This is a genomic window from Pseudoalteromonas sp. BSi20495 (genome assembly GCF_000241185.1).
Lineage (GTDB): Bacteria > Pseudomonadota > Gammaproteobacteria > Enterobacterales > Alteromonadaceae > Pseudoalteromonas > Pseudoalteromonas fuliginea.
In genome coordinates this window covers 1-21,285 of sequence record NZ_BADY01000076.1, presented here as the reverse complement: position 1 = coordinate 21,285, position 21,285 = coordinate 1, and the positions used below count along the sequence as shown (strand labels likewise).

General features: G+C 38.2%; 23 protein-coding genes. 10 read left to right on the top strand and 13 right to left on the bottom strand.

All coding sequences use genetic code 11. The features are described from left to right. Nucleotides 1–71: 71 nt before the first annotated feature. The gene (locus tag P20495_RS09555; RefSeq protein WP_008136443.1) at nucleotides 72–2,042 is read left to right on the top strand and encodes a DUF3488 and transglutaminase-like domain-containing protein; all 1,971 of its coding nucleotides are present in this window, start codon (nucleotides 72–74) and stop codon (nucleotides 2,040–2,042) included. A gap of 8 nt (nucleotides 2,043–2,050) precedes the next feature. Then, the gene (locus P20495_RS09560) at nucleotides 2,051–3,373 is read left to right on the top strand and encodes a Na+/H+ antiporter family protein (RefSeq protein WP_008136442.1); all 1,323 of its coding nucleotides are present in this window, start codon (nucleotides 2,051–2,053) and stop codon (nucleotides 3,371–3,373) included. 273 nt (nucleotides 3,374–3,646) lie between these two features. Here the strand turns inward: P20495_RS09560 and P20495_RS09565 are convergent, their stop codons facing one another. The 3 genes from P20495_RS09565 to P20495_RS09575 are packed head-to-tail and all read right to left on the bottom strand — an operon-like array spanning nucleotide 3,647 to nucleotide 5,752. Beyond that, a complete protein-coding gene (locus tag P20495_RS09565) occupies nucleotides 3,647–4,078 on the bottom strand; it encodes an acyl-CoA thioesterase (protein WP_002960891.1) in 432 nt (143 codons plus the stop codon). Between the two features lie 5 nt (nucleotides 4,079–4,083). Further along, nucleotides 4,084–4,902, bottom strand: a complete 819-nt coding sequence (locus P20495_RS09570; protein WP_008136440.1) for a M23 family metallopeptidase — start codon at nucleotides 4,900–4,902, stop codon at nucleotides 4,084–4,086. Continuing rightward, nucleotides 4,895–5,752, bottom strand: a complete 858-nt coding sequence (locus P20495_RS09575; protein ID WP_007582754.1) for a 6-carboxytetrahydropterin synthase — start codon at nucleotides 5,750–5,752, stop codon at nucleotides 4,895–4,897. The genes P20495_RS09570 and P20495_RS09575 overlap by 8 nt, the downstream gene beginning before the upstream one ends. Before the next feature lie 202 nt (nucleotides 5,753–5,954). Between P20495_RS09575 and fabA the strand changes: the two genes are divergently transcribed. Next, the gene (fabA, locus tag P20495_RS09580; protein WP_002960896.1) at nucleotides 5,955–6,470 is read left to right on the top strand and encodes a bifunctional 3-hydroxydecanoyl-ACP dehydratase/trans-2-decenoyl-ACP isomerase; all 516 of its coding nucleotides are present in this window, start codon (nucleotides 5,955–5,957) and stop codon (nucleotides 6,468–6,470) included. Nucleotides 6,471–6,518: 48 nt separating this feature from the next. On the opposite strand, the gene rmf is transcribed toward fabA, so the two are convergent. After that, nucleotides 6,519–6,707: a ribosome modulation factor gene (gene rmf, locus P20495_RS09585; protein ID WP_008136437.1), complete on the bottom strand. Its 189-nt coding sequence runs from the start codon at nucleotides 6,705–6,707 to the stop codon at nucleotides 6,519–6,521. Between the two features lie 409 nt (nucleotides 6,708–7,116). Here rmf and P20495_RS09590 point away from each other — a divergent pair, with 409 nt between their 5' ends. The 3 genes from P20495_RS09590 to P20495_RS09600 all read left to right on the top strand — a co-directional run bounded on the left by P20495_RS09590 (nucleotide 7,117) and on the right by P20495_RS09600 (nucleotide 9,283). After that, nucleotides 7,117–7,752 (top strand): TetR/AcrR family transcriptional regulator, encoded by a 636-nt coding sequence (locus P20495_RS09590; RefSeq protein ID WP_008136435.1) that lies wholly within the window; start codon nucleotides 7,117–7,119, stop codon nucleotides 7,750–7,752. A gap of 49 nt (nucleotides 7,753–7,801) precedes the next feature. Then, nucleotides 7,802–8,794 carry an MDR family oxidoreductase gene (locus P20495_RS09595; RefSeq protein ID WP_008136433.1) on the top strand — a complete coding sequence of 331 codons (993 nt, stop codon included), beginning with the start codon at nucleotides 7,802–7,804 and terminating at the stop codon, nucleotides 8,792–8,794. Between the two features lie 72 nt (nucleotides 8,795–8,866). Next, nucleotides 8,867–9,283, top strand: a complete 417-nt coding sequence (locus P20495_RS09600; RefSeq protein ID WP_002960902.1) for a VF530 family DNA-binding protein — start codon at nucleotides 8,867–8,869, stop codon at nucleotides 9,281–9,283. Nucleotides 9,284–9,381: 98 nt separating this feature from the next. Here the strand turns inward: P20495_RS09600 and P20495_RS09605 are convergent, their stop codons facing one another. After that, entirely contained in the window at nucleotides 9,382–9,813 is a 432-nt protein-coding gene (locus tag P20495_RS09605) for a DUF3859 domain-containing protein (protein ID WP_008136430.1), read from the bottom strand. Nucleotides 9,814–10,019: 206 nt separating this feature from the next. On the opposite strand from P20495_RS09605, the gene P20495_RS09610 reads away from it, so the two are divergent. Both P20495_RS09610 and P20495_RS09615 read left to right on the top strand, forming a co-directional pair. Further along, nucleotides 10,020–11,024 (top strand): YHYH protein, encoded by a 1,005-nt coding sequence (locus P20495_RS09610; RefSeq protein WP_008136428.1) that lies wholly within the window; start codon nucleotides 10,020–10,022, stop codon nucleotides 11,022–11,024. Nucleotides 11,025–11,037: 13 nt separating this feature from the next. Beyond that, on the top strand, nucleotides 11,038–11,568 hold the full coding sequence (locus tag P20495_RS09615; protein ID WP_008136426.1) for a hypothetical protein: 531 nt from the start codon (nucleotides 11,038–11,040) through the stop codon (nucleotides 11,566–11,568). A 105-nt stretch (nucleotides 11,569–11,673) separates the two neighbouring features. Here P20495_RS09615 and P20495_RS09620 read toward each other — a convergent pair whose 3' ends face one another. The 6 genes from P20495_RS09620 to P20495_RS09645 all read right to left on the bottom strand — a co-directional run bounded on the left by P20495_RS09620 (nucleotide 11,674) and on the right by P20495_RS09645 (nucleotide 17,192). Then, nucleotides 11,674–13,491 carry a serine/threonine protein kinase gene (locus P20495_RS09620; RefSeq protein WP_008136424.1) on the bottom strand — a complete coding sequence of 606 codons (1,818 nt, stop codon included), beginning with the start codon at nucleotides 13,489–13,491 and terminating at the stop codon, nucleotides 11,674–11,676. 198 nt (nucleotides 13,492–13,689) lie between these two features. Then, entirely contained in the window at nucleotides 13,690–14,046 is a 357-nt protein-coding gene (locus P20495_RS09625) for a hypothetical protein (protein WP_242401481.1), read from the bottom strand. Nucleotides 14,047–14,160: 114 nt separating this feature from the next. After that, complete coding sequence (locus P20495_RS09630) at nucleotides 14,161–14,820, bottom strand: NADPH-dependent FMN reductase (RefSeq protein WP_008136421.1); 660 nt, start codon at nucleotides 14,818–14,820, stop codon at nucleotides 14,161–14,163. A 164-nt stretch (nucleotides 14,821–14,984) separates the two neighbouring features. Continuing rightward, complete coding sequence (locus tag P20495_RS09635; protein ID WP_008136419.1) at nucleotides 14,985–15,221, bottom strand: hypothetical protein; 237 nt, start codon at nucleotides 15,219–15,221, stop codon at nucleotides 14,985–14,987. Nucleotides 15,222–15,293: 72 nt separating this feature from the next. Further along, the gene (locus tag P20495_RS09640) at nucleotides 15,294–16,307 is read right to left on the bottom strand and encodes a DUF5924 family protein (RefSeq protein ID WP_008136418.1); all 1,014 of its coding nucleotides are present in this window, start codon (nucleotides 16,305–16,307) and stop codon (nucleotides 15,294–15,296) included. Between the two features lie 135 nt (nucleotides 16,308–16,442). Next, a complete protein-coding gene (locus tag P20495_RS09645) occupies nucleotides 16,443–17,192 on the bottom strand; it encodes a spermidine synthase (protein WP_008136416.1) in 750 nt (249 codons plus the stop codon). Between the two features lie 607 nt (nucleotides 17,193–17,799). Here P20495_RS09645 and P20495_RS09650 point away from each other — a divergent pair. Further along, complete coding sequence (locus tag P20495_RS09650) at nucleotides 17,800–18,777, top strand: DUF1852 domain-containing protein (protein ID WP_008136414.1); 978 nt, start codon at nucleotides 17,800–17,802, stop codon at nucleotides 18,775–18,777. A 78-nt stretch (nucleotides 18,778–18,855) separates the two neighbouring features. Continuing rightward, nucleotides 18,856–19,890: a methionine synthase gene (locus P20495_RS09655; RefSeq protein WP_008136413.1), complete on the top strand. Its 1,035-nt coding sequence runs from the start codon at nucleotides 18,856–18,858 to the stop codon at nucleotides 19,888–19,890. Nucleotides 19,891–20,010: 120 nt separating this feature from the next. Here the strand turns inward: P20495_RS09655 and P20495_RS09660 are convergent, their stop codons facing one another. Both P20495_RS09660 and P20495_RS09665 read right to left on the bottom strand, forming a co-directional pair. After that, nucleotides 20,011–20,433, bottom strand: a complete 423-nt coding sequence (locus tag P20495_RS09660) for a retropepsin-like aspartic protease (RefSeq protein ID WP_008136412.1) — start codon at nucleotides 20,431–20,433, stop codon at nucleotides 20,011–20,013. Between the two features lie 157 nt (nucleotides 20,434–20,590). Continuing rightward, nucleotides 20,591–21,285 (bottom strand): DUF6624 domain-containing protein (locus P20495_RS09665; protein ID WP_242401480.1); only part of this gene is annotated, 695 nt, incomplete at its 5' end.

The following is a 21,285-nucleotide window of genomic DNA, read 5'->3' as shown; positions in this document are numbered from 1 at the left end:
AATACAAATACCGGACAGCAACATAAGCAGCAATGCTTAGAATTATTATGCTCATTTAATGGTGATGTGTAATGGACATACTTAAAAACGAAAAAGTAATAAATTATTCGCTGTCTTTTATATATGCATGTTTGATTGTATTTTTTGTATCACATTTACCGCTTGTTTTTGTTGGTGTACTTTCACTTATTTGTGCCTGGAATTTTTACATAACGCTGAGTAATAAACCAAAGCCAAATGCTTGGCTGGCAAATATACTCGCAGGTGTGTCATTAGGTTTAATGCTCTACACAGTAGGCATGTCGGATACGGTTATTTTATTTGTGGCCATGCTGCTACTTGCTAGTTTATTTAAGCTGCTGCAGGCTAAAACCAAAAAACACTATCACGTAATTACAACGCTTACGTTTTTTTCACTCTCATCGGTGTATTTATTTAACCAAAGCATTTTAACGACTTTAACTGTAAGTAGTTTATACATATTAAACTTTGCAGTACTTGGCTTACTCGAGTCCAAACATAATTTAAAAATCGCCTCTAAGCAAAGTGGTAAATTACTACTCTTAGCACTTCCTTTAGCTATATTTTTACTGCTTTTTTTACCAAAAATGCCCGCCTTTTGGCAGCTTCCTGGGCCTAAGCTTGCAAAAACAGGGCTTTCTGAACAAGTCGACCCATTCGATATTGCAAAGCTTTCAAACTCAGATGAACTTGTGTTTAGAGTTAAATTTAACGAAGAAAAACCTGTAGCGCCTTATTATTGGCGAGCAATAGTCCATGATGAGTTTAATGGTAATGCGTGGCTTACGTCTGACTTTTTAAAATACAATAATGTAAAAACAAATACACAGAGCGAAAGTGATGAGCAACTTATTGCAAGCTACTCAGTTATTACAGAGCCTGCTACACAAAAATGGCTCTATGGTTTAGCCTATTCCAGTAGTAACTCACAAAATGTTGAAGGTAATTCGCTAGGTTTATTACGTAAAAAAAGTCGCCAAGCTAAAAACTTACAATACGATGTAAATAGCTTTAACTTCACAACTTTACCGCTTGGCGAATTTGAAGAAAAACGCTACAAATACCTCGCTTATAAAAAGAATGTAAAAACATCATCACTTGCTAAAACCTTAAAGCAAAATACACACTCTGATCGCGATTTTTATAACCGATTATTACAATACTTTGCAGGTACGGGATTTACTTACACATTAACACCCACTCCTATGAGCGGTGATAATACAATTGACCAATTTTTATTTGAAAACCAACGTGGCTTTTGTGGCCACTATGCCAGTGCCGCCGCGTACATTTTTAGAACCGCAGGTATACCCGCTCGACTAGTAAGTGGCTATTTAGGCGGTGAATTAAACCAAGATAATAATACGCTAACAGTTCGCCAGTACGACGCACATGCATGGGTAGAAGTATATTTACAAAACGAAGGTTGGGTTATTTTTGATGCAACTGCTGTTGTCGCACCAGAGCGTTTAAATGGCTCACTTTCGCAAAACGAAGAGCTGAATGACGAATTTAAAAGTAATCTTGATTTTGGTTTAGTGAGTTTAAGTAATTTCCCCGCTATTAATTGGTTAAGGTTGGAACTTGAAAATCTCGATTATCAATGGTCTAGCTGGGTACTTGGTTTTGACGAAGAAAAACAAAATGATTTTCTAAAATCAATTTTTGGTAGTAAAAACATTTGGCTTGTACCATTAATGGTTTTACTAACAGCTGGTTTTTGTTTTATAGGTTATTTTGTTTATTTAAACTTGCCAAAACGCCCGGCTAAATTAGCGCCTATGATTAAAGAGTTTTATGAAGTAAAAGCATGGGCTAAAAAACAAAAAATAAATACACCCGATAATTTAACACCGAATCAGCAGTTACACTTTTTTGCTGACAAACTCCCTCGTTCTGCACAATCTATAAACACTTTTAGTCAGTTATTTAACCAAGTACGCTATGGTAAAAAACCTTTTACGAAAGAGCGTAAAACTCAGGCTAAAGATCTGATAAAATTAATTAAAATTTCCAAATAGAGAATACTATGAATGCTGTTGTTATAGGCGTTATTTTAATGCTCGGGCTATCTCTGGCTCGCGTTAACGTCATTGTTGCCATGATAATAAGCGCGTTAGTTGCAGGTCTTACTGCAGGCTTGGGTATAAAAGAAAGTGTTGATGCATTTAACTCTGGCCTTTCTGCCGGAGCTGAAATTGCACTAAGTTATGCCATGCTCGGTGCTTTTGCCGTTGCTATTTCTAAGTCGGGTTTAACACGCATTCTCGCTGATAAGTTACTTGCTAAAGTAAATGCTAAAGGCAGCGGGAATGAAACGTTTTTAAGTTACTTCATTTTATTAATTATTTTAGGTTGTGCGATTTCTTCGCAAAACTTAGTACCCGTACACATAGCGTTTATTCCTATTTTAATCCCGCCGTTACTCGTTGTTTTTAATCAGTTAAGATTAGACAGGCGTGCTATAGCGTGTATTTTAACATTTGGGTTAGCAACGTCTTACATGGTGCTACCTTATGGTTTTGGGGGGATTTACTTATATTCTATTTTGCACAAAAACCTGGTCGATAACGGCTTAGAGATTGTAAATACACAAGTTCCTATGGCGATGATAATTCCTGCATTAGGTATGTTTATTGGATTACTTATTGCGGTATTTATTACTTACAGAAAACGCCGTGAATACACCGAGCTCCCATTAACTACTGTGAGTAAATCGGCTGAAGTAGAAAACCCTAGAAAAGTAATGATTGTCGGACTTTTTGCAGTACTTGCCTCACTTGTTGCACAAAACCTAAGTGGCTCAATGATTTTAGGTGGCTTAGTAGGTGTAATGATATTTAGTGTATTTGGGGTAGTTAAATGGGAAGAAAACGGCGACGTATTTAGTAAAGGCGTTGCGATGATGGCCATGATTGGCTTTATTATGATATCGGCACAAGGTTTTGCATCGGTTATGCAAGCCACTGGCGATGTAGCAAGCTTAGTACACAGCGCAGCCGCCCTTTTTGATGGTAATAAACCTTTGGCCGCCGGTGTTATTTTGTTAGTCGGGTTATTAATTACAATGGGAATTGGCAGTTCGTTTTCAACAGTGCCTATTATTGCAACTTTGTTTGTTCCTTTATGTCTAGACCTTGGGTTTTCTGTTATGGCTACCGCTGCACTTGTTGGTACTGCGGGCGCTTTAGGTGATGCAGGCTCCCCTGCTTCAGATTCAACGCTTGGCCCAACATCGGGTTTAAATGCCGATGGCCAGCACGACCATATAAGAGACTCTGTTATTCCAACGTTTATTCACTTTAACATTCCGCTGCTGATATTTGGCTGGATTGCAGCAATGGTGCTTTAAGATGTATTTATATAAGTGTTAATAAATGTGATTAAAAGCTAAATATAACCAAAAAGGTATGTTAAAAGCATACCTTTTTAGTATCCAAATCCAGCAACTCACACCCCTATCAATTCCCCCCAGTTTGATTACTTTCTTTTAGTTAATACTAGCTCTGTTGTTGAGGTTATACTTAATGAATATATAGTATGATGTGTTCTTTTGCTGAATTTATATAAGCACCAATTAAGGTGCTTATATAAATTTACTTTAGCGTATATTCAAAGCTTTAAGTTAATCAAAACCATAAATCATTTTGTCGCATACTACAGGAGTCGGTCTGTGGTTATCATCAACTGCAACAAACGTAAAGCTGCCACTAATGGCTGAATGCTTATCGTCTTTGTGCATGGTTTCTAATAATATATCTACATCAACTTTTAAGCTGGTGTTACCTACATGCACTACTTTAGCTATTAACTCTGCAAAAGTACCTGCTGGTATGGCCTCTTTAAAGTCGACTCTATCAGAAGATATAGTTACCAAAGGCTTACGGCAAAAACGAGTCGCTGCTATAAATGCCACTTCATCCATCCACGCCAGTGCATCACCACCAAATAAAGTATTGTGATGATTAGTACGCCCTGGAAACACGGTTTTAGTTACCGATGTGGTTGAGTCTTCAATACGCTGAGCAATTATTGCATCGCGATTTACGTCAGTCATAATCTCTACTTTTTGTTTGCTAATGTATCTTGCATTAGTAATGCAGGATCAAGGCGTTCGCCTTTCCAGTTAAAACGCCAATCTAGGTGAGGACCCGTTACACGCCCTGTTGCACCAATTTCAGCCACTTTGTTACCTTGCTCAATTTTATCACCCACTTTTACATCAAGCTTACTTAAGTGAATGTAAGTTGAGGTAATACCATGGCCATGATCAATAATTAATGTACCGCCAGAGTAGTATAAATCAGGTTCAGCAAATACCACGGTACCACTAATAGGCGCGTAAACAGGAGAGCCTGTTTTATTGGCAATGTCTAAGCCAAAATGCGGACGACGTGGCTCGCCATTAAAATAGCGCTGACTACCGTAAACACCCGATATGCGCCCTTCTGCAGGCTTTAAAACCGGGTCTAAAAAGTACAATAAATCAGACTCTACTTCTCTGGCTTTTCGTACCGCAACTGCTTCGCGGCTTATACGCGCACTAACTTCTTTTGGCGGAGAGACATATTTTTTAGCTACGCCGGTAATTTTATCAATTTTATATTCGCGCTTAGTGATAGCTATTGGCTGTGAATGCGATTTACCATTGTTATCTACCCATTTTAAAGTATGAGTAGTTTCAGCGTCACGACCAAAACCAAATACAAAGTCACCATTTTGCGAAAGTTTTAAGCTTTTGCCATCTAAGCTTACTGATTTAGCGTTTTCTAGCTTTCCAGTAACTAAACCGCCTTGTGTTAAATGTCCTTTTAACTCAAGCGCCATAGCACTAAAGCTAGCAGAGGCAACAAGCGCTGTTGCTAAAAGTGTTTTAAACATAACTAATCGATCCTTTTCCAACACCTTCATAAGCGGTTACTTTCACTGCTTTTTCTGGGTATTGGGCTTTAATTTGGCCAGCTACATGTTCAGCAATACATTCTACAGTAGTATCTACTGGCAAAATGTCGCAACGAGACTCGCTTATAGCCATTTCAAAATAGCCTTGTGCCGATGTATAAGCAAAACATACATCACCCGCTTTGGCTGTTATGTGCTTTAAATCAGGTGCATTAATTTGATCTTCACTGGTAGCTAAGTAAATATCTTCCCACTTTTGAGACCATTCTTTTTGCAAACGCGGCATAGAGATACCATCTAGGCTAATACCAATTTGAGAACGATGCCCATGAATAATACGCTGGCAATTACCGTCATGCTTTTTAAGGCCATGGCTGTAATGATAGTAAAAACTTTGGCTGTGTTCAGGCTTAAGAGACAGCTCAATTTTTTCAATGTTATCTGGTAGCTTCGGTAAAATAGTCGCAATTAAAAATTCAGTAACCGATTCAACCGTTACTTCGTCTGCGTTAATCATGCAATAAGCTTGATGAGGAGCGCTCATAGCTAAGTGGTTGTTTTCACCAAATGTACAGTCGAGTGTTTTATGCTCGTCAAATTCAGATACAGTGCCATTAAGCCCTGTAGGAATTGCTAAACGGTGATCAATACACTCATCTATAATGCCTTTAATTTGCTTTTTAACTAAACCAAAGTCTAAAACCATAGACTCTTCGTTAAGTTTACCGTGCAAAGTTAAATCAACAATCCAGCTCTCGCCAACGGCGCCGCGTTTGTTACATAAGTAAGAAAAATCAATCACAGTTAGTGAGTTAACAAAAAGGATCATAAACTTCCTTTAGACTGGTTATAAGACAGCGCTAATTATAATGATTTCTGATTGTAATTGCGCGGTTTTATAGTGCAAAAACCAATCGCACTGATTGATTGGTGATTTTATGTGCAATATTTGATTTTTTAACTGCTCCGAGTTGTTTAGCGTACAAGTGTACGCTAAAGTACTTGGCAATTTCTAAGCGAAGATAAGTGTTATGGAACCTAAAAATAGCTATACAAAAGAAGAGTTGATCCTGTGTGGTCAAGGTGAAATGTTTGGTGAAGGCAACTGCCGTTTACCAAGTGACAACATGTTAATGATGGACCGCATTACCTCTATTACTGCTGATGGCGGAATTCATGGTAAAGGCGAAATTGTTGCTGAGCTTGATATTGACCCTAGCCTGTGGTTTTTCGATTGCCATTTTAAAGGCGACCCAGTAATGCCAGGTTGTTTAGGATTAGATGCTATGTGGCAACTAGTTGGCTTTTACTTAGGTTGGTCTGGTGGCCCTGGTCTTGGTCGTGCGCTAGGTGTGGGTGAAGTTAAATTTACTGGCCAAATTTTACCAACTAATAAAAAAGTAACTTACCGTCTTGTAATGAAACGCGTAATTAAACGTAAATTGTTTATGGGCGTTGCCGATGGTACTGTAGAAGTAGATGGCCGAGTAATTTACGAAGCAAAAGATTTAAAAGTGGGCTTGTTCCAAGACACTAGTGCATTTTAATTTTTAAACGCACAAACAAAAAGGCCTCCAATGCGGAGGCCTTTTTGCTTAAATTCGATTATTGATTTTAGGTTTGTACATGTTGCGGTTTTCAATCGCTTCACGCCAACCTCCTAACCACTCTGATTTTGGATCTACTTGTTGATAAGGGCATAGCTCTTTTGAGCGACCTGCTAAACCTGCTTTAAAACCTTGAGAATGAGCTCTTTCTAAACGATCTCTTTTCTGTCTCTTCATCGGTAATATCCTCACCTTTTTATTTATATATTGTGTAGCATTAGTGAAATCTACATTTAATGAATAGTTAATAAAAATGTAAAATTCAAATTGTAAAAGCAATTAAATTGTTTGACTTTAACTAAGCTGCTGATGCAAAAATGAATTAACATTTAAAAAAGTAAGTGGTCATACAACATTTAATTTGACCGGTTTTATGCTAAATAAAATGCGACTCAATAATCGCTAAAAAGCACTTATGTGCTTTAATTGTGACCGACTAATATTGACTAAGTTCCAAACAAAAATGTAATCGTGACACTTTTATTTCATTAATCTGAAATTAGTAGCCCGCCCCTAACTTGAAGTATTTTTAAACAATTTGAATTTATACTTGATTATTTAAAGTCGATCGGTCTAATATAAGCTCATGAACAAAAATACATCAACACCAATACGCCGTGGTCGCCCACCTAAAATAGCCAGAGAGAACGCCGATACCAAAGCGTTACTTATTCGCACGGGCCTAGAAACCTTAACTGAATTTGGCTTTAGCGCCACGGGACTCGATACTATTTTAAAAAAAGCGGCTGTACCTAAAGGCTCTTTTTATCATTACTTTAAAAGTAAAGAAGCCTACGGCATTGCGTTAGTTGATGCATACGACAGTTATTTTATTGCCAAGCTTACCCATTACCTACAGCAAGAAGATGTTCCCCCACTTGAACGAATCGTTAATTTTACCCAAAGCGCAATTAAAGGGATGAAAAAATACGATTACAAACGTGGGTGTTTAGTGGGTAACTTAAATCAAGAGCTTAACCATTTAAGTGAAGAGTTTAAAACCAGATTAATGCAAAGCTACACTGCTTGGCAAAACCAGGTAGAGGTTTGCTTAAATCAAGCTAAACAACAAGGCACAATTGCAAGCCATGTAAATACAAAATTGATGAGTGAGTACTTTTGGACTGGCTGGGAAGGTGCGGTTATGCGCGCCAAGCTCACAAAATCAAATACCCCACTTACTTTATATACAGAAATGTTTTTACGCGCATTACTAACCTAATGCGTTTTTATTTACCAATTAAAAGACGATCGGTCTAAAAGGATATCCAATGAGTACCCCAATTAAAGCCATTGTTATTAATAAAGAAGATAATAACTACAGCGCTTCATTATCAACTATCGAAAATAGTGATTTACCAAACGAAAACGTCTCTATCGACGTGCTATACAGCACACTTAACTATAAAGATGGTTTAGCAATTACGGGGAAAGGCCCCGTTGTACGCAGTTTTCCTATGGTGCCAGGTATCGATTTAGTGGGTACGGTTACAAATTCCACCAGCGATGAATTTAAAAATGGCGATAACGTAATATTAAATGGCTTTGGTGTAGGCGAAAAATATTGGGGCGGGCTTGCTCAAAAAGCAGCACTTAATAGCGATTGGTTAATCCCCTTGCCTGCAGGTATTTCTCCAAAACAAGCAATGCAAATAGGTACAGCCGGTTATACCGCTATGCTAAGTGTTATAGCACTTGAAAAACAAGGTATTACGCCTGAATCTGGCGAAATACTGGTAACCGGTGCCAATGGTGGCGTAGGCAGCTTTGCTATTTATTTATTAAACCAGCTTGGTTACAACGTAACAGCAGCAACAGGTCGATTAGATCAAAGTGAGTATTTAAAAGAGTTAGGTGCTAAACAGGTAATTGACAGAAATGAGCTTTCAAACCCTGGTAAGCCTTTACAAAAAGAGCGCTTTGCAGCGGCAATAGATTCTGTAGGTAGCCATACACTTGCCAATATTTGTGCATCATTAAAATATGGGGGTGTAGTAACCGCCTGCGGACTTGCCCAAGGTATGGATTTACCAGCCTCAGTTGCCCCATTTATATTACGTGGTGTGTCACTAATAGGCATTGATAGCGTAATGCGCCCTAAAGCCGACAGAATTGAAGCGTGGGATCGTTTAGCTAAATTAGTAAACGTTGATTATTTAGATAAAATTTCAACTGAAATTTCACTAGAACACGCCATTGATAACGCAGAGCTACTTATGCAAGGCAAAATTCGCGGTCGTGTTGTAGTTAATTGTCAAAGTTAAGCTATTTACTCTGTTAAAGCCTCGTTATTAAATTTATAATGCAATTTGTATTTTAATAACGAGGCAACACCTATGAGCAACCAAGAACTTTTCAGTAATAACCCACTGCAAGGCGTTAAATTAGAACAAGTGGTTGAAGAGCTGGTTGAACAATACGGGTGGGAGCTCCTACACGCTTATTTACAACTTAACTGCTTTAAAAACAATCCTGATATAAAGTCAGCGGTTAAATTTTTACGTAAAACACAATGGGCACAAGAAAAAGTAGATAACTTTTACCTTTATCGCTTAAAAAACTTACCTAGACCTGATGATGTGCAATACGAATTACCGCCACGTGATCGCGTGATCCCAGCTGATCATAAACCTGGTGAACCATGTGAGTTAAGTTTTAGTGATGCAAAACGTATTATGGAAAAAAAAGCATCAAAGCAACGTGCTCGCGATCGTAAACAACGCTCTAATTCTAGTAACCCTTGGGGTAACTAAACACGCTAATTTAATTTTGTAGAGCTATTTTAAATGGCTCTACAATTCTCTTTTATCAATTTTTATTACATCCACACCGTATAGCTAACAAATAGAAATCAATACCCTCGGTTTTTCCAAAAATCTGTTTCAGTACGCTCTATCTCTAATGCCACCTTAAAAGTTTTATCAGCAATAATTTTCCCATTTAGCTCAATCGTCATACGCCAATCACCCAATTTATTCTCTATTGGCAACCAAAGCGTGTCGCCTAAATAAAAGTTCCAATCACTGTTTTTAACGTATACATCGCCTTCAAAGGGGTCCATTACATCACCGTCACTGTCTGGTATATCTGGATGGTATATACAATAGTGAAGCTTTTCGCCTTTACCCTTTTTAATATTTGCGATTAAGCCAAACTCAACATCTACCTCAGCTATTACATTTGTTGTAAATTGCTCTATTTGTGGCAATGCTTTACTTTCGCTGTCCCACTTAGAGTAAATGCCGTGACTTTGTAACGTCACTACAGGTTTTGTTTTAGCCATTAAGGTAACCTTTTATTTTAGCTATTTTTGCATTAGTTTAACTTTTTGAAATTTTAAAATAAAACACAATCCAATAAAGTTAAATCTCAACTTAGCTTTAATACTTCGCCTATTTACATCATTGCTAATTTGTCATCATTGTTTACACACTATTTGCACAATTGCTGATTATTGTTTGAGTAACTTAATTGATCAGGTAAGCAGCAATGAAACTACACGCAGTTAATATTAAAAACTCAAATCGGGTAAATGCTATAAAGCTAAGCACCTTGGCTCTAGTTGTTTCATCGTTAGTTGCTTGTGGAGGTGGAGAAGGCATAGTTGATACCTCAACAACTACAGATTCATCACCAACCACCTCAGATAACGGTACAGGTACGGGTAGCTCAACCCAAGGCGTGCTTTGTGAATATAGCTACAGTGAATATAACGAGTCAGAATCAGTACAAGCCACCAGCGCTGCAGATTGGTCATGCACAGGAACTACACGCGACTTAGTCGCTAATGGCATACCTGATCACGAAGTAGGTACATTCCCTAATGCCAATAACCCAAATACTATTTCTGAACAATCAGTAAATGAAAGCTACACACTTGAGCCTGTAGAAACAACACAAGCAACCATGCTTGGGGGGCCTCGTGGAATGATAGGCGTTGTACTTAACGGCATTAAAATAGACGCCGGCACAGGCGGTAGCTGCGATGATTCTGGCACCGATTGTGATTTAGGCGACAACAGCGGTAATTGGAATATAGAAGCCTTAAGCCAAGACACGTTTAGTTTTGGAACAGACGACAACAATGCACACGTACAACCCGATGGCACATATCACTATCATGGTATGCCTGAAGGCTTTGTAACACTGCGAGGTGGCAATAGCTCCACTATGACTCTAATAGGCTGGGCAGCAGACGGCTTTCCTATTTATGCACGTTACGGCTATGCAGACTCAAATGATGCGTCTTCAGCGCTAACCGTAATGACCGGTAGCTACCAACACATAACATCTGTAAGCGCAAACCGCCCTTCTACCGATATATACCCATTAGGTACATTTGCACAAGATTGGGAATACGTAGCAGGCTCTGGTGATTTAGATGAATGTAATGGCCGCGTTGGCGTAACGCCTGAGTTTCCTGATGGGATATACCACTACTACGCAACAGACACTTACCCGTTTTTTCAACGCTGCGTTAAAGGCGAAGTTTAATTAGGAGTAAGTTATGCCTTATATGAAAAATTATCTGTTAAGTGTGACCACATTGGGCTTATTGAGCACATCAACATTAGCAAACGCGCATTTAATGGTTGCAGAGCACGGTACGCTGAATTTTGTTGATAATAACGTGTTTATTGTACTTTCAATCCCTATGTCGGCTTTTAAATGGGTTGATGAAAACAAGGATGGCAAAGTGTCAATAGTTGAGTTTAATGCTCATAAAAAGCTAATAACTAAGCGAGTTAAAAAGAACGTTTATTTAGCAGATCATCAGTATAAATTTACTATTGACGGACTTTTGCTAAACCCAGAAGCGTCGCATACACATAAAAGCGACAATATAGACCAAGTAACCATTACTGGGCGCTACTCTTTGCCTAGTAAACTAACCAAAGTTAACTTTAACGTTAAGCTATTTAGTAACAATGAGCACAAGCAGCACTATCAAATTACAGCGACTAATAAAACGCAAAAGCTAACTCACCAATTTGAGCTATCACCAACGTCGCCCTTTAGTAAGGTGTTTAATAATTAGTAATACTTACCTAAATAATTAAGTAGCAAAGAGTACAAGGTAAACCAATTTGTGCTCTTTTGATCTTTGTCTTCTTATTTAACACTCTTTAGTGAAGGGTTCTTTCTATAAATGTACAAGCTTGGGATTTTTAGGAAAGTAATGCTCTTGTTGCTGCTCACATAAACTAAACTCACGGGTGTTTTTATATGGGAGTTTCATAAAGCCCGCAACACCCACGTCCGTAATATTTACCGCGTATTGCATAAGTTTATTTAGCAAACGTTTAAACTCAACCTCTTTACTCGAATCGAGTAAACGGTAGTAATGGTGAATCTTCATTCTGTCGGGCAGTGCTTCAAAAATAATACACCCCGTATGATGAATTTGGTTAAGCTCAAATACGCATTTAATAACTTTTTTAGGTAGCTGTAGTTGCTCATCAGGGTCTTTACCGTCTTCAAAATATGAATGCGGGCGGGTTATGTCGTTTGCTTTCATGCTGACAACTTCGTATTCAAGCTCTGGTAGGCTATCAAACTTAAATGCACCGGTGCCATCTCGCTCTAACTGAATAGTTTTACGGGCATCAAACAAACAACACTTAAATAACCCTTTTTGATTAATCGCTTGCGCAAGCATTACCGTGTTATTAATCGCATCACTAAACGCATCACCCAATGATTCGTCATGCATAATTAAAGACGATTCAACAAACATCGACTCATCCTTCCAATGAAAACTAAGCCCACCTACTACAGGGTACTTAGCTAATCGGCTTATTGATGCCAAAAATGCTTTTTCGGTATCGCCTGTATCAAACAAAAACTCTTTATAATAACGGTCAAGTTGCGCGTCGTTTATATCTAGTAATTGCTGGTTATGATCGGCTTGGCGTAAAAACTGTTTTCGTGAACTATATACCACCGTGTCGGGCTGCTCGTCGTTGCCATACCAAAAAGGGATATCTGCTTTTTTTTGTTTTTTATCAAGTTCAGGTAAATACATTTTGGCCATAGTTGTAATGTTACGCATAAAGTAATCACCAGCACCATCGCGTATGGCTTTACTTTTAGAGAGCATACCATCAATGACTTTAGCCAGCTCTTTTGGCAGCCCTAAGCTGCTTGCAGGGATGGCTTGCGCACCAAAGCGACACGACTGCGCCGACGCTAGCGCATACAACGTAGCGGCTACACCTTGTTCGTCAAATCGTGGGGATGATTGCTCCCCCGACATTTGCGCTTCACCAATAAAGTACACATCGCCCATACGAGCATTCGTTGTGCTTAAATCACCCGACATTAAATCCATAAAGTTACTCGTAACAGGGTTACCATCACTATCGAGCTGTGCATACACAGAGCTGCCCCAATCAACTAACGAAAGCGCGTCAGTGTTTGCATCCCAAACAAGGTTTGAAGGTTTTATATCGCCATGCACTATAGGTTGTGGGCTAACGCCATTTTTGTGGCTACGTAAATCAATTAATACATTACGTAACCTAACAGCTAGCGCCATTATTTGCGCGGCACTAAAGCGCCCTGTTTTAAGCGATACTTTTTCAAGGTCCTCTCCAATGGCGCGAGCCATCATTAAAATCCCTTGTTTTTTAATTCGCTCAAATGCATAAAAGGTAGGGACTAAGGGGTTATTAATTTGCGAAAGCATATACGCTTCGTCTTCTAGGCGGTCACGTACACTTTGGGCAAGCGTAATACGCGAAAACTTAAATACCCAAGGTAAGCCGTTATCATCATCACCTGCAAACACAAAACCAAAAGCACCCGAGCCAATCATTTCAACGTTTTTGTAGCCCAGCAATGTTAGCTGCTTAATACAAATATTAAGCCACTGGCGGTGTTTTTTAGCATCGCGATGCGAAAGCAAATAAACAGATTGCTCTTCGTTGATATAAAAATTGCGGATTTCTTTGGCTTTCAATACAGGTACTCTAACTTATAAAACTAACCAATTATTAGTTTTATGTAATGAGATTACAATAGGTTAAATAGGAGTTTTGAAATAGTGGAATAAAACAGCGCTAAAGTAGCGCCATAGCAGTAAATTTAAGTGTAAACGTTAAAGCTCAAAGTAAGCTTTCACAATACACTGTGTATAAATACAGTGCATTGCTTTTTGCTAACTTTCTATAACACGAAGCTGCTTAATTGATGACACAGCTATGTGCGTTTGATAATAATATTTATTAGTGGCTCTACCACGGCTCATAAAATCGATAGTAACTCGTTTAGCTTCGCCTGTTACTTCTATTATTTTATCAATAAAAAAGGTATCTGCTGGTTGTCCGTATTTACTTTGAAGCTCTGCTACCACATTAGGCTGTATTGATATCGTAATAGAACGCCTGTCGCGATAATCAGTTTCTGTATTTAAATACAACCAACTCCCCTGAGCTCCCGCCGCTTTAATTTGAAACTGGTAAGTGCCAGCAACACCCTTAGGTGCACTTTGCTCAGTTAAAGCGATAAGGTTCATATTTGCAGCCTTACTTTGGCTCATTTCAACTTTATGGGTAACAGAACTACATGCACTAAGTGTTAGCACACTTAGTAAGGCTAGATATTTCAAGACACAATTAGTTAGCGGATATTAAGGCGCATTGCGCTGAGAAGGATCTGTTTTAAAGCTTTTTAGCAAACTTTGTGGGTCAACCACCTCGGTATGCTCTTTAGCAGCCTGCGCCCACCATATTAGTTGGCCAAACGTACGTGAGAAATAATTAAACCACGATAATTGACTCTCTCCTGCAACAGGTTTGCCATCCTCACTAAACACATCTTGCGCTTTTGGCACGTGGATCATAGCCGATACCGGCAAACAGCCAAGTTCAGATAAAAATGTGCGCATACTAATGGCCGCTCTTACGCCACCCCACTGTCCTGCTGAGTAAGTTACTATTGCACTTGGTTTATACGAAAATAGTGAGCTACCAAAATGATTAAGTAAGTCAGCGAGGGCTGGACTCATGCTGTGATTGTACTCAGGGCTAATCATTATATAACCATCTGCGGCTTTAATTTTATCAGCTAAAAGGGTGAGCTCTATAGGTGCATTACTTTTAGCGTATGCAAAGTGTGGTTTAAATACGTTTTCGCTAGGAAAGTCCAACGCATCAATTAGCTCAAACTCATGATCGCCAAAATGCTCTGTTAAGCATTCTATACAAGCCCTAGAAACCCTTAAGCCTAAGCGAGCTGGTTTTGGTGGAGTGCTATCGCGTACTGTGCCTAAAAATACTAAAAACTTCATATGTAATTCTCAACTGTATTTGAACGATAGCTAAACACTAACATTTTTTAGTTATTGTGTATTACACATACGCATTGTTTATTGATTCAAAGCATAATAATAATTAAATTTAAAACTGAGCTTTAGTAACCATTGGTCTGTTGATCTTTGTGGATTAAAACTAGCTAGTGAGTCAAGTAAGCCATAAGGGTAATCAGTGCAACATAAAAACCAAAACCGAGTAAGAAGGTTAAGTCGACTCTTCTAGCTTTACTCGCTTTATAAGATGCAAAATCTTTAAACTCGCTTTTATACAGCCCAAACGTAACCACTTTTAATAACAGCCAACCGGTCGAGTAAAATAAAAAGCTCAAGCCAGTATCAACTATTAGCCAAATAAAAATCTCAAATGCAATACTCATTAACTATGTCCATTAGTTTGTAATAGAAAAACTATATCAGCTATGTGTTTAAAATATAGCCGGATTAGTTAATTAAGGTGTAACAGTAAATTTCGTTAAACCTATTAACTGTCCTGATTCGGTGACTACTTTTACCTGCCACTTACCAACAGAGTCGCTAGGAAAATTTACCTTGTGGGTCCATGCTCTGTAACCAAGCTCTCTCCCGCCGTTTATATTTAACGTGATCCGATCAACTTCCTTTTTATTATGAAGCCACACATGAAATATTTTTTCATTTAAGCCTCTTGGCGCTTTAACAGCGGTCCAACTATATAAACCTTGATGATGCAGTGTATAAGAGTCTAACTGTTTGATACTCCCTACTGGCTTTTTATGCTGTAAATCAACTTCATGAGCTAACGTAATATCGGTTAATCGCAGCGCTGCAGGAGGCACATAGCTTCTTAATTGCCACACAGCAGTGCTCAAAGCACATAAAATAAATACAAGAATAGGAAAACGCCACCAGCGTGCATTAGGCATTAAATTGTTTAAACTCGGAAGAGTAACCACTACAGCCGTTACAAGGGCTGCAGCTAAGCTTTGGCTTGTTGTAAGATTTAACAAAATAGGTAAGGTAACAAGTAAAACAACAAATAAAGCAAAGTTATGAAACACACTAAATAGCGTACGGTTTTTAGCAAGCTTCTTATAATAAAAGGGGTCGATTACCGATATAACCGCACATAACGCAATGAGGGAGGTAAAAATTGCTTGAGGATGATCCCACTGCGTAACCGCTAAAAAAAACGGCAAAGCAAAAAATAGACTTTCTTGTTGCACCATTTGTAGCGCAAAACGCATTACATTAGGAGATACAGCCACACCAAATTTTTCTTCTACTTTGTCTCGTAGCCAATTATCAATAATTAGCCACAACCAACTAATAAGTAAAAATATCGCAATAACTTGCGAAAAAGACTCTTTTCTATCTACAAGTGCAAAGCTGGCAACGCCCGACAAAAACGCCAACACAGCCAATAATCCAGGCCGCTTTTGCATCGCGCTTATAAATTTAGCGATTATATTTTTACAGTAATCCATGTATGAGTGTTTCCGTACGGGTACGTACTTTATTATTTTTATTCAGAGTATGATTAGTTTAACCAAGTTTAAATGAACAACAGATAGATGGATGGATTCAAACGCGTCATTTAACTGTACATCAAACTAACCATTTTAATTAAATAAAAGCCCAGCATAGCGAGTCATTGGTACGTTTATTAATTTTTGTAACGCGTGAGCTTTAGCAAGTAATTCGTCTTCACTAAGTACAGGCATTTTATTGTTAAAAGCAAAAACAATTTTATTGCCGCCTTCAATAATAAAACTAAGAATCTTTCCTGCAAATTCTTTCTCAAGAAGTTGATCGAACGCTTCTCTTTGCCCAACTTTGGTATGGCAAATATTAAGTACTAAAACCCCATCAAAAGTGAGCGCATTTTTACAATCGCGTAAGTAGGATGATTGCACCTGATCTGATTCCATCCCTTCTGAGCTATATAAATCAGAAAAAATAACATCCGTTTTTATCTGCGTTTTTTTCATGTAGTTTGCCGCATCATCAATGTGAATAAACAAACGTTCTGACACAGGAACTTTAAAATATTTTATAGCCATATCAGCAACGGCTTTACGGTATTCAACGGTATGTATAGTCAGTGCAGGAAACGCATGATAAAGACTTTTTGCTATAGAGCCCGCCCCAAGTCCCATTATCATCGCGGTTTTTAAATTGGGTATAAAAAAAAGCGCAGCCATCATCGCTTGCGTATAAGCTAAACTTAACCCGTTAATATTATTTAATTTAATACAGCTTTGATAAATTTTTCCGTCAAAGCTGAGAATTAGATTCTTTTTTGTTTGATATACATAAACAGGGCCATGCTCATCAATAGTTGATGCAATACAAGTGCCTTTGATATCCACGAATACTCAATAGGTGAGGTGATGAAAAACGAGTATAACTTAGTTAACGTACTGCCATTGCTATTAATATGATTTATAGCGCTTTTATTAATTTACAAGCATTTATATACGTACTCAAAAAGGTCGGTTTATTATTCAGATCAGCTGAAGTGTCTGCCTTTATAGCTAATTAAAACTTATCCAGTGATGACTTTTAGTAAAAACAACGACTTAACATACTGAAATTTGGCTAATGTACTGTTATAGCTATAAAAAACCCCTTTGAATATTCCTCATGTTCAACATGAATAAAGTGCACACCACCACCAAAGAAGTCTAAACGGCTAAACATCCATCCTTTATTTTTACTGATTTGTGCCTTTTTATCGTCAACTGCTACGTAATCGAATCTAACAATAATGATTAATGAATATGACTCATGTTTTATGTGAAATTAAACCGTTTTTCTTCATATACCAATCCACGTATAAATTACTCATCCCTTAGCGCTAAACACTATTACTAAAAACTTAAAGCCGCTGAATAACAAACCAGCACACTAAGTTAAAAGGTTAATAAAGCGCAAAGCATCAATCAGGTTTAAATTATAAAATTGGATATAAACACGATGAAAAAAGATTTTACATTTAATATAAAGAGCGTTTCACTCGACGAAAATTATCATCCATCAACTAATACGCGTATCACAACCAACTTTGCTAATTTAGCCAGAGGTGAATACCGCAAAGCAAACTTGCGTAACGCCTTAAACATGATTAACAACCGTTTTAATGCCCTAGCCCATTGGGATAACACCAAAGGTGAGCGTTATGCTGTTGAGCTTGAAATTATCTCTGTTGAAATAGGTATTGAAGATGGCGGCGAAAGCTTCCCATCAATCGAAATATTAAAAACAAACATTGTTGATCATAAAACTAATAAGCGCATTGAAGGCATTGTAGGAAACAACTTTTCATCGTATGTACGCGACTACGACTTTAGCGTACTCCTACAAGAGCACAATAAAGGCAAGCCTCAATTTAGTATTCCTGATGACTTTGGGGTTTTACATGGGAAGCTATTTCAGTCATTCGTAAATTCGGATACATACAAACAAAACTTTAAAAAACCACCGGTTATATGCCTAAGTGTGTCAGATAACAAAACCTACAACCGCACTGAAAACCAACACCCGGTACTAGGCGTTGAATACGAGCCAAATGAATCGTCTTTAACTGAGCAATACTTCAAAAAAATGGGCTTGCAGGTACGTTACTTTATGCCGCCAAATAGTGCCGCGCCTTTAGCATTGTTTTTCTTTGGTGATTTACTTAATGATTACAGCAATCTTGAGCTTATAAGTACCATTAGTACGATGGAAACGTTTCAAAAAATCTACAGACCAGAGATTTATAATGCCAACGCAACAGCGGGAAAATCATATAAACCAAACTTAAAAAACTTGGATCATTCACTAACGCAAATTGTGTATGACCGAGAAGAGCGCGGCAAGTTAGCAAATGAGCAAGGCAAGTTTGCACAAGAGCATTTTATCAAGCCGTATCAAACGGTTCTTGAGCAATTCTCTACTAGCTATCTGTCATAACAACTAATAGTAACATCCAGTAATAACGCGCTTAACGAAACGTTTAATAATTAACTAAAATATACGGCATTATTTATTATGAAAAAATTACTACCTACATCTACCGCTGGCAGTTTACCTAAGCCTTTATGGCTTGCAGAGCCAGAAACACTTTGGTCACCTTGGAAATTACAAGGTGATGAATTAACTCAAGGCAAACACGACGCCCTACGCTTGTCATTATTCGACCAGCAACAAGCAGGCATTGATATTGTTAGCGATGGTGAGCAAACAAGGCAGCATTTTGTAACTACATTTATAGAGCACCTAAATGGCGTTGACTTTGAAAAACGTAAAACAGTAAAAATTCGTGACCGCTACGACGCAAGCGTACCCACCGTTGTGGGCCCTGTTAGCCGTCAAAAGTCTGTGTTTGTTGAAGACGCTAAATTTTTACGCAAGCAAACCAAACAACCTATTAAATGGGCATTGCCAGGCCCAATGACAATGATTGATACGCTTTACGACGATCATTATAAAAGCCGCGAAAAACTAGCGTGGGAATTTGCCATCATTCTTAATCAAGAAGCAAAAGAATTAGAAGCCGCCGGCGTTGATATCATCCAATTTGATGAGCCCGCGTTTAACGTATTTTTTGATGAAGTAAACGACTGGGGAATTGCCTGTTTAGAGCGCGCAATTGAAGGGCTTAAATGCGAAACCGCCGTGCATATTTGCTATGGCTACGGCATTAAAGCCAATACAGATTGGAAAAAAACACTAGGATCTGAATGGCGACAGTACGAAGAAGCATTCCCTAAGCTTCAGCAATCTAATATCGATATTATCTCACTAGAGTGCCATAACTCCCATGTACCAATGGATTTACTAGAACTCATTCGCGGTAAAAAAGTAATGGTAGGCGCAATTGATGTAGCAAACCACACTATCGAAACACCAGAGGAAGTAGCAAGTACGCTGCGTAAAGCACTGCAATTTGTAGATGCAGACAAACTCTACCCATGTACAAACTGCGGCATGGCTCCACTACCTCACCATATAGCCAGAGGTAAACTAAATGCCTTGAGCGCTGGGGCTGAAATTATAAGAAAAGAATTATTAGAAAAGAACTAGAAAAGTAGCTTTAAAATACAAATTGTAAACAATAACTACTGTCACACCATGCCATAGTAAAATCCATAAACATGGTGCGTTAGCTAAAACCGACTAAAGAACAAAGTTTAGGTTAGTTATTTAATTTTTTTTATTAAAAAGCTCTAACCTATTTTTTGAAAAATCGATAACTGCTTGGTATTGAATAAAAAAGGGAGAGCCTAACAAGCCATGTACTCCCTTTTCACCACCCGCCACCTGTACATGGTCAAGATTAAGTGACACAAAGGCAGGACTTTCAAACAAGGCACTACCAAACTCAATTGAATCAACTTCTATATCTCCCATAGCGTGATCCGAAGTGCCCAAGCCTGCTGCATTCTCAACATTGAGTGTTTCTTCAATGCCTAACTCACTTAGGCATCCCCTGTCTAAAACAGATGCCCCCGCGCCAGTATCTAAAATAAAACGTAACAATTTACCGTTAATTTTAGCTTCAACAATTTGGTGGCCTGTTTCTGATACTTCAAACTCAATTACGGTTTTGTTCTCAGATAAATTCATATACGTTCCTTGTTAGATTTTATTTAGGTGTTGGAAAACGAATACATCCTACGATGAATCGACGTATTTAGCGGCTTTAAAGCGCCACTATTAAAAGTTGCAATTAATAGACAAATTTTACTAGTTGCCCACCTCAGGACGTTTTGTTATATGTACATTAATTCAAGTCTATTTCAGGGTGTTCTTTAATCCCGTACATTTTTTCCATTATTTTTAAGTAAAAATCTAAAGAGGGCATATTCATTTCTTCACGCCGTTTATCTACATTAGTCTCATCTTCTATAGGGCTAAACACAACTTTACCTTCACTCACGTCAGCTTGAGTACCATAGATTTGTTTCTTTCCTTGTGCAATAAGAGCTCTATCAGTTAAAAGAGCAACTTGTTGTCCGCTAACACCTTCGCCATTCAAATATGATTGCTTTAAATAAGGAAGCATTTTTACTTTAAATGCAACATCAGGTGAATGCTGGATGACTAAAAATGCTGCTCCAACTCCTTTAACTCCGACTAAATCCCTTGTTACCCAATGATGCTTTTTAATGATAGCTTTAAGTTTTCCTGTATTACTTTCATCTATTTTCATCATTTGTTCTAGGAGTGCTTTAGGCGGGTTTTGCCACCCAGCTTCTCCTATTTTGTTTCGAATATGTTGATCTTCAATTTCCATTTCAATTAGTTCTTTTTGCAGAGGAAGGTTAATTTCGGCAAAAGAATAAAAAGGTATAATCAACAGTAAAAATAGGTAACGCATCAACTGAACCCTCCTTGTACATATAACGCCCCGATATGGGGCGCAAAATGCATGGCTATAATTAGCGAGGTACGAGCGCAGCCATGCTTTTTGCGTCC

Bases quoted from the DNA above. Each gene is read 5' to 3' on its own strand.
- P20495_RS09595 (WP_008136433.1), top strand. From the start codon at position 7,802: ATGAGTACCCCAATTAAAGCCATTGTTATTAATAAAGAAGATAATAAC.
- P20495_RS09635 (WP_008136419.1), bottom strand. From the start codon at position 15,221: ATGAGTATTGCATTTGAGATTTTTATTTGGCTAATAGTTGATACTGGC.
- P20495_RS09600 (WP_002960902.1), top strand. From the start codon at position 8,867: ATGAGCAACCAAGAACTTTTCAGTAATAACCCACTGCAAGGCGTTAAA.
- P20495_RS09605 (WP_008136430.1), bottom strand. From the start codon at position 9,813: ATGGCTAAAACAAAACCTGTAGTGACGTTACAAAGTCACGGCATTTAC.
- rmf (WP_008136437.1), bottom strand. From the start codon at position 6,707: ATGAAGAGACAGAAAAGAGATCGTTTAGAAAGAGCTCATTCTCAAGGT.
- P20495_RS09560 (WP_008136442.1), top strand. From the start codon at position 2,051: ATGAATGCTGTTGTTATAGGCGTTATTTTAATGCTCGGGCTATCTCTG.
- P20495_RS09660 (WP_008136412.1), bottom strand. From the start codon at position 20,433: ATGAATTTATCTGAGAACAAAACCGTAATTGAGTTTGAAGTATCAGAA.
- P20495_RS09630 (WP_008136421.1), bottom strand. From the start codon at position 14,820: ATGAAGTTTTTAGTATTTTTAGGCACAGTACGCGATAGCACTCCACCA.
- P20495_RS09570 (WP_008136440.1), bottom strand. From the start codon at position 4,902: ATGTTTAAAACACTTTTAGCAACAGCGCTTGTTGCCTCTGCTAGCTTT.
- P20495_RS09575 (WP_007582754.1), bottom strand. From the start codon at position 5,752: ATGATCCTTTTTGTTAACTCACTAACTGTGATTGATTTTTCTTACTTA.
- P20495_RS09565 (WP_002960891.1), bottom strand. From the start codon at position 4,078: ATGACTGACGTAAATCGCGATGCAATAATTGCTCAGCGTATTGAAGAC.
- fabA (WP_002960896.1), top strand. From the start codon at position 5,955: ATGGAACCTAAAAATAGCTATACAAAAGAAGAGTTGATCCTGTGTGGT.
- P20495_RS09555 (WP_008136443.1), top strand. From the start codon at position 72: ATGGACATACTTAAAAACGAAAAAGTAATAAATTATTCGCTGTCTTTT.
- P20495_RS09640 (WP_008136418.1), bottom strand. From the start codon at position 16,307: ATGGATTACTGTAAAAATATAATCGCTAAATTTATAAGCGCGATGCAA.
- P20495_RS09650 (WP_008136414.1), top strand. From the start codon at position 17,800: ATGAAAAAAGATTTTACATTTAATATAAAGAGCGTTTCACTCGACGAA.
- P20495_RS09655 (WP_008136413.1), top strand. From the start codon at position 18,856: ATGAAAAAATTACTACCTACATCTACCGCTGGCAGTTTACCTAAGCCT.
- P20495_RS09590 (WP_008136435.1), top strand. From the start codon at position 7,117: ATGAACAAAAATACATCAACACCAATACGCCGTGGTCGCCCACCTAAA.
- P20495_RS09625 (WP_242401481.1), bottom strand. From the start codon at position 14,046: ATGAACCTTATCGCTTTAACTGAGCAAAGTGCACCTAAGGGTGTTGCT.
- P20495_RS09615 (WP_008136426.1), top strand. From the start codon at position 11,038: ATGCCTTATATGAAAAATTATCTGTTAAGTGTGACCACATTGGGCTTA.
- P20495_RS09610 (WP_008136428.1), top strand. From the start codon at position 10,020: ATGAAACTACACGCAGTTAATATTAAAAACTCAAATCGGGTAAATGCT.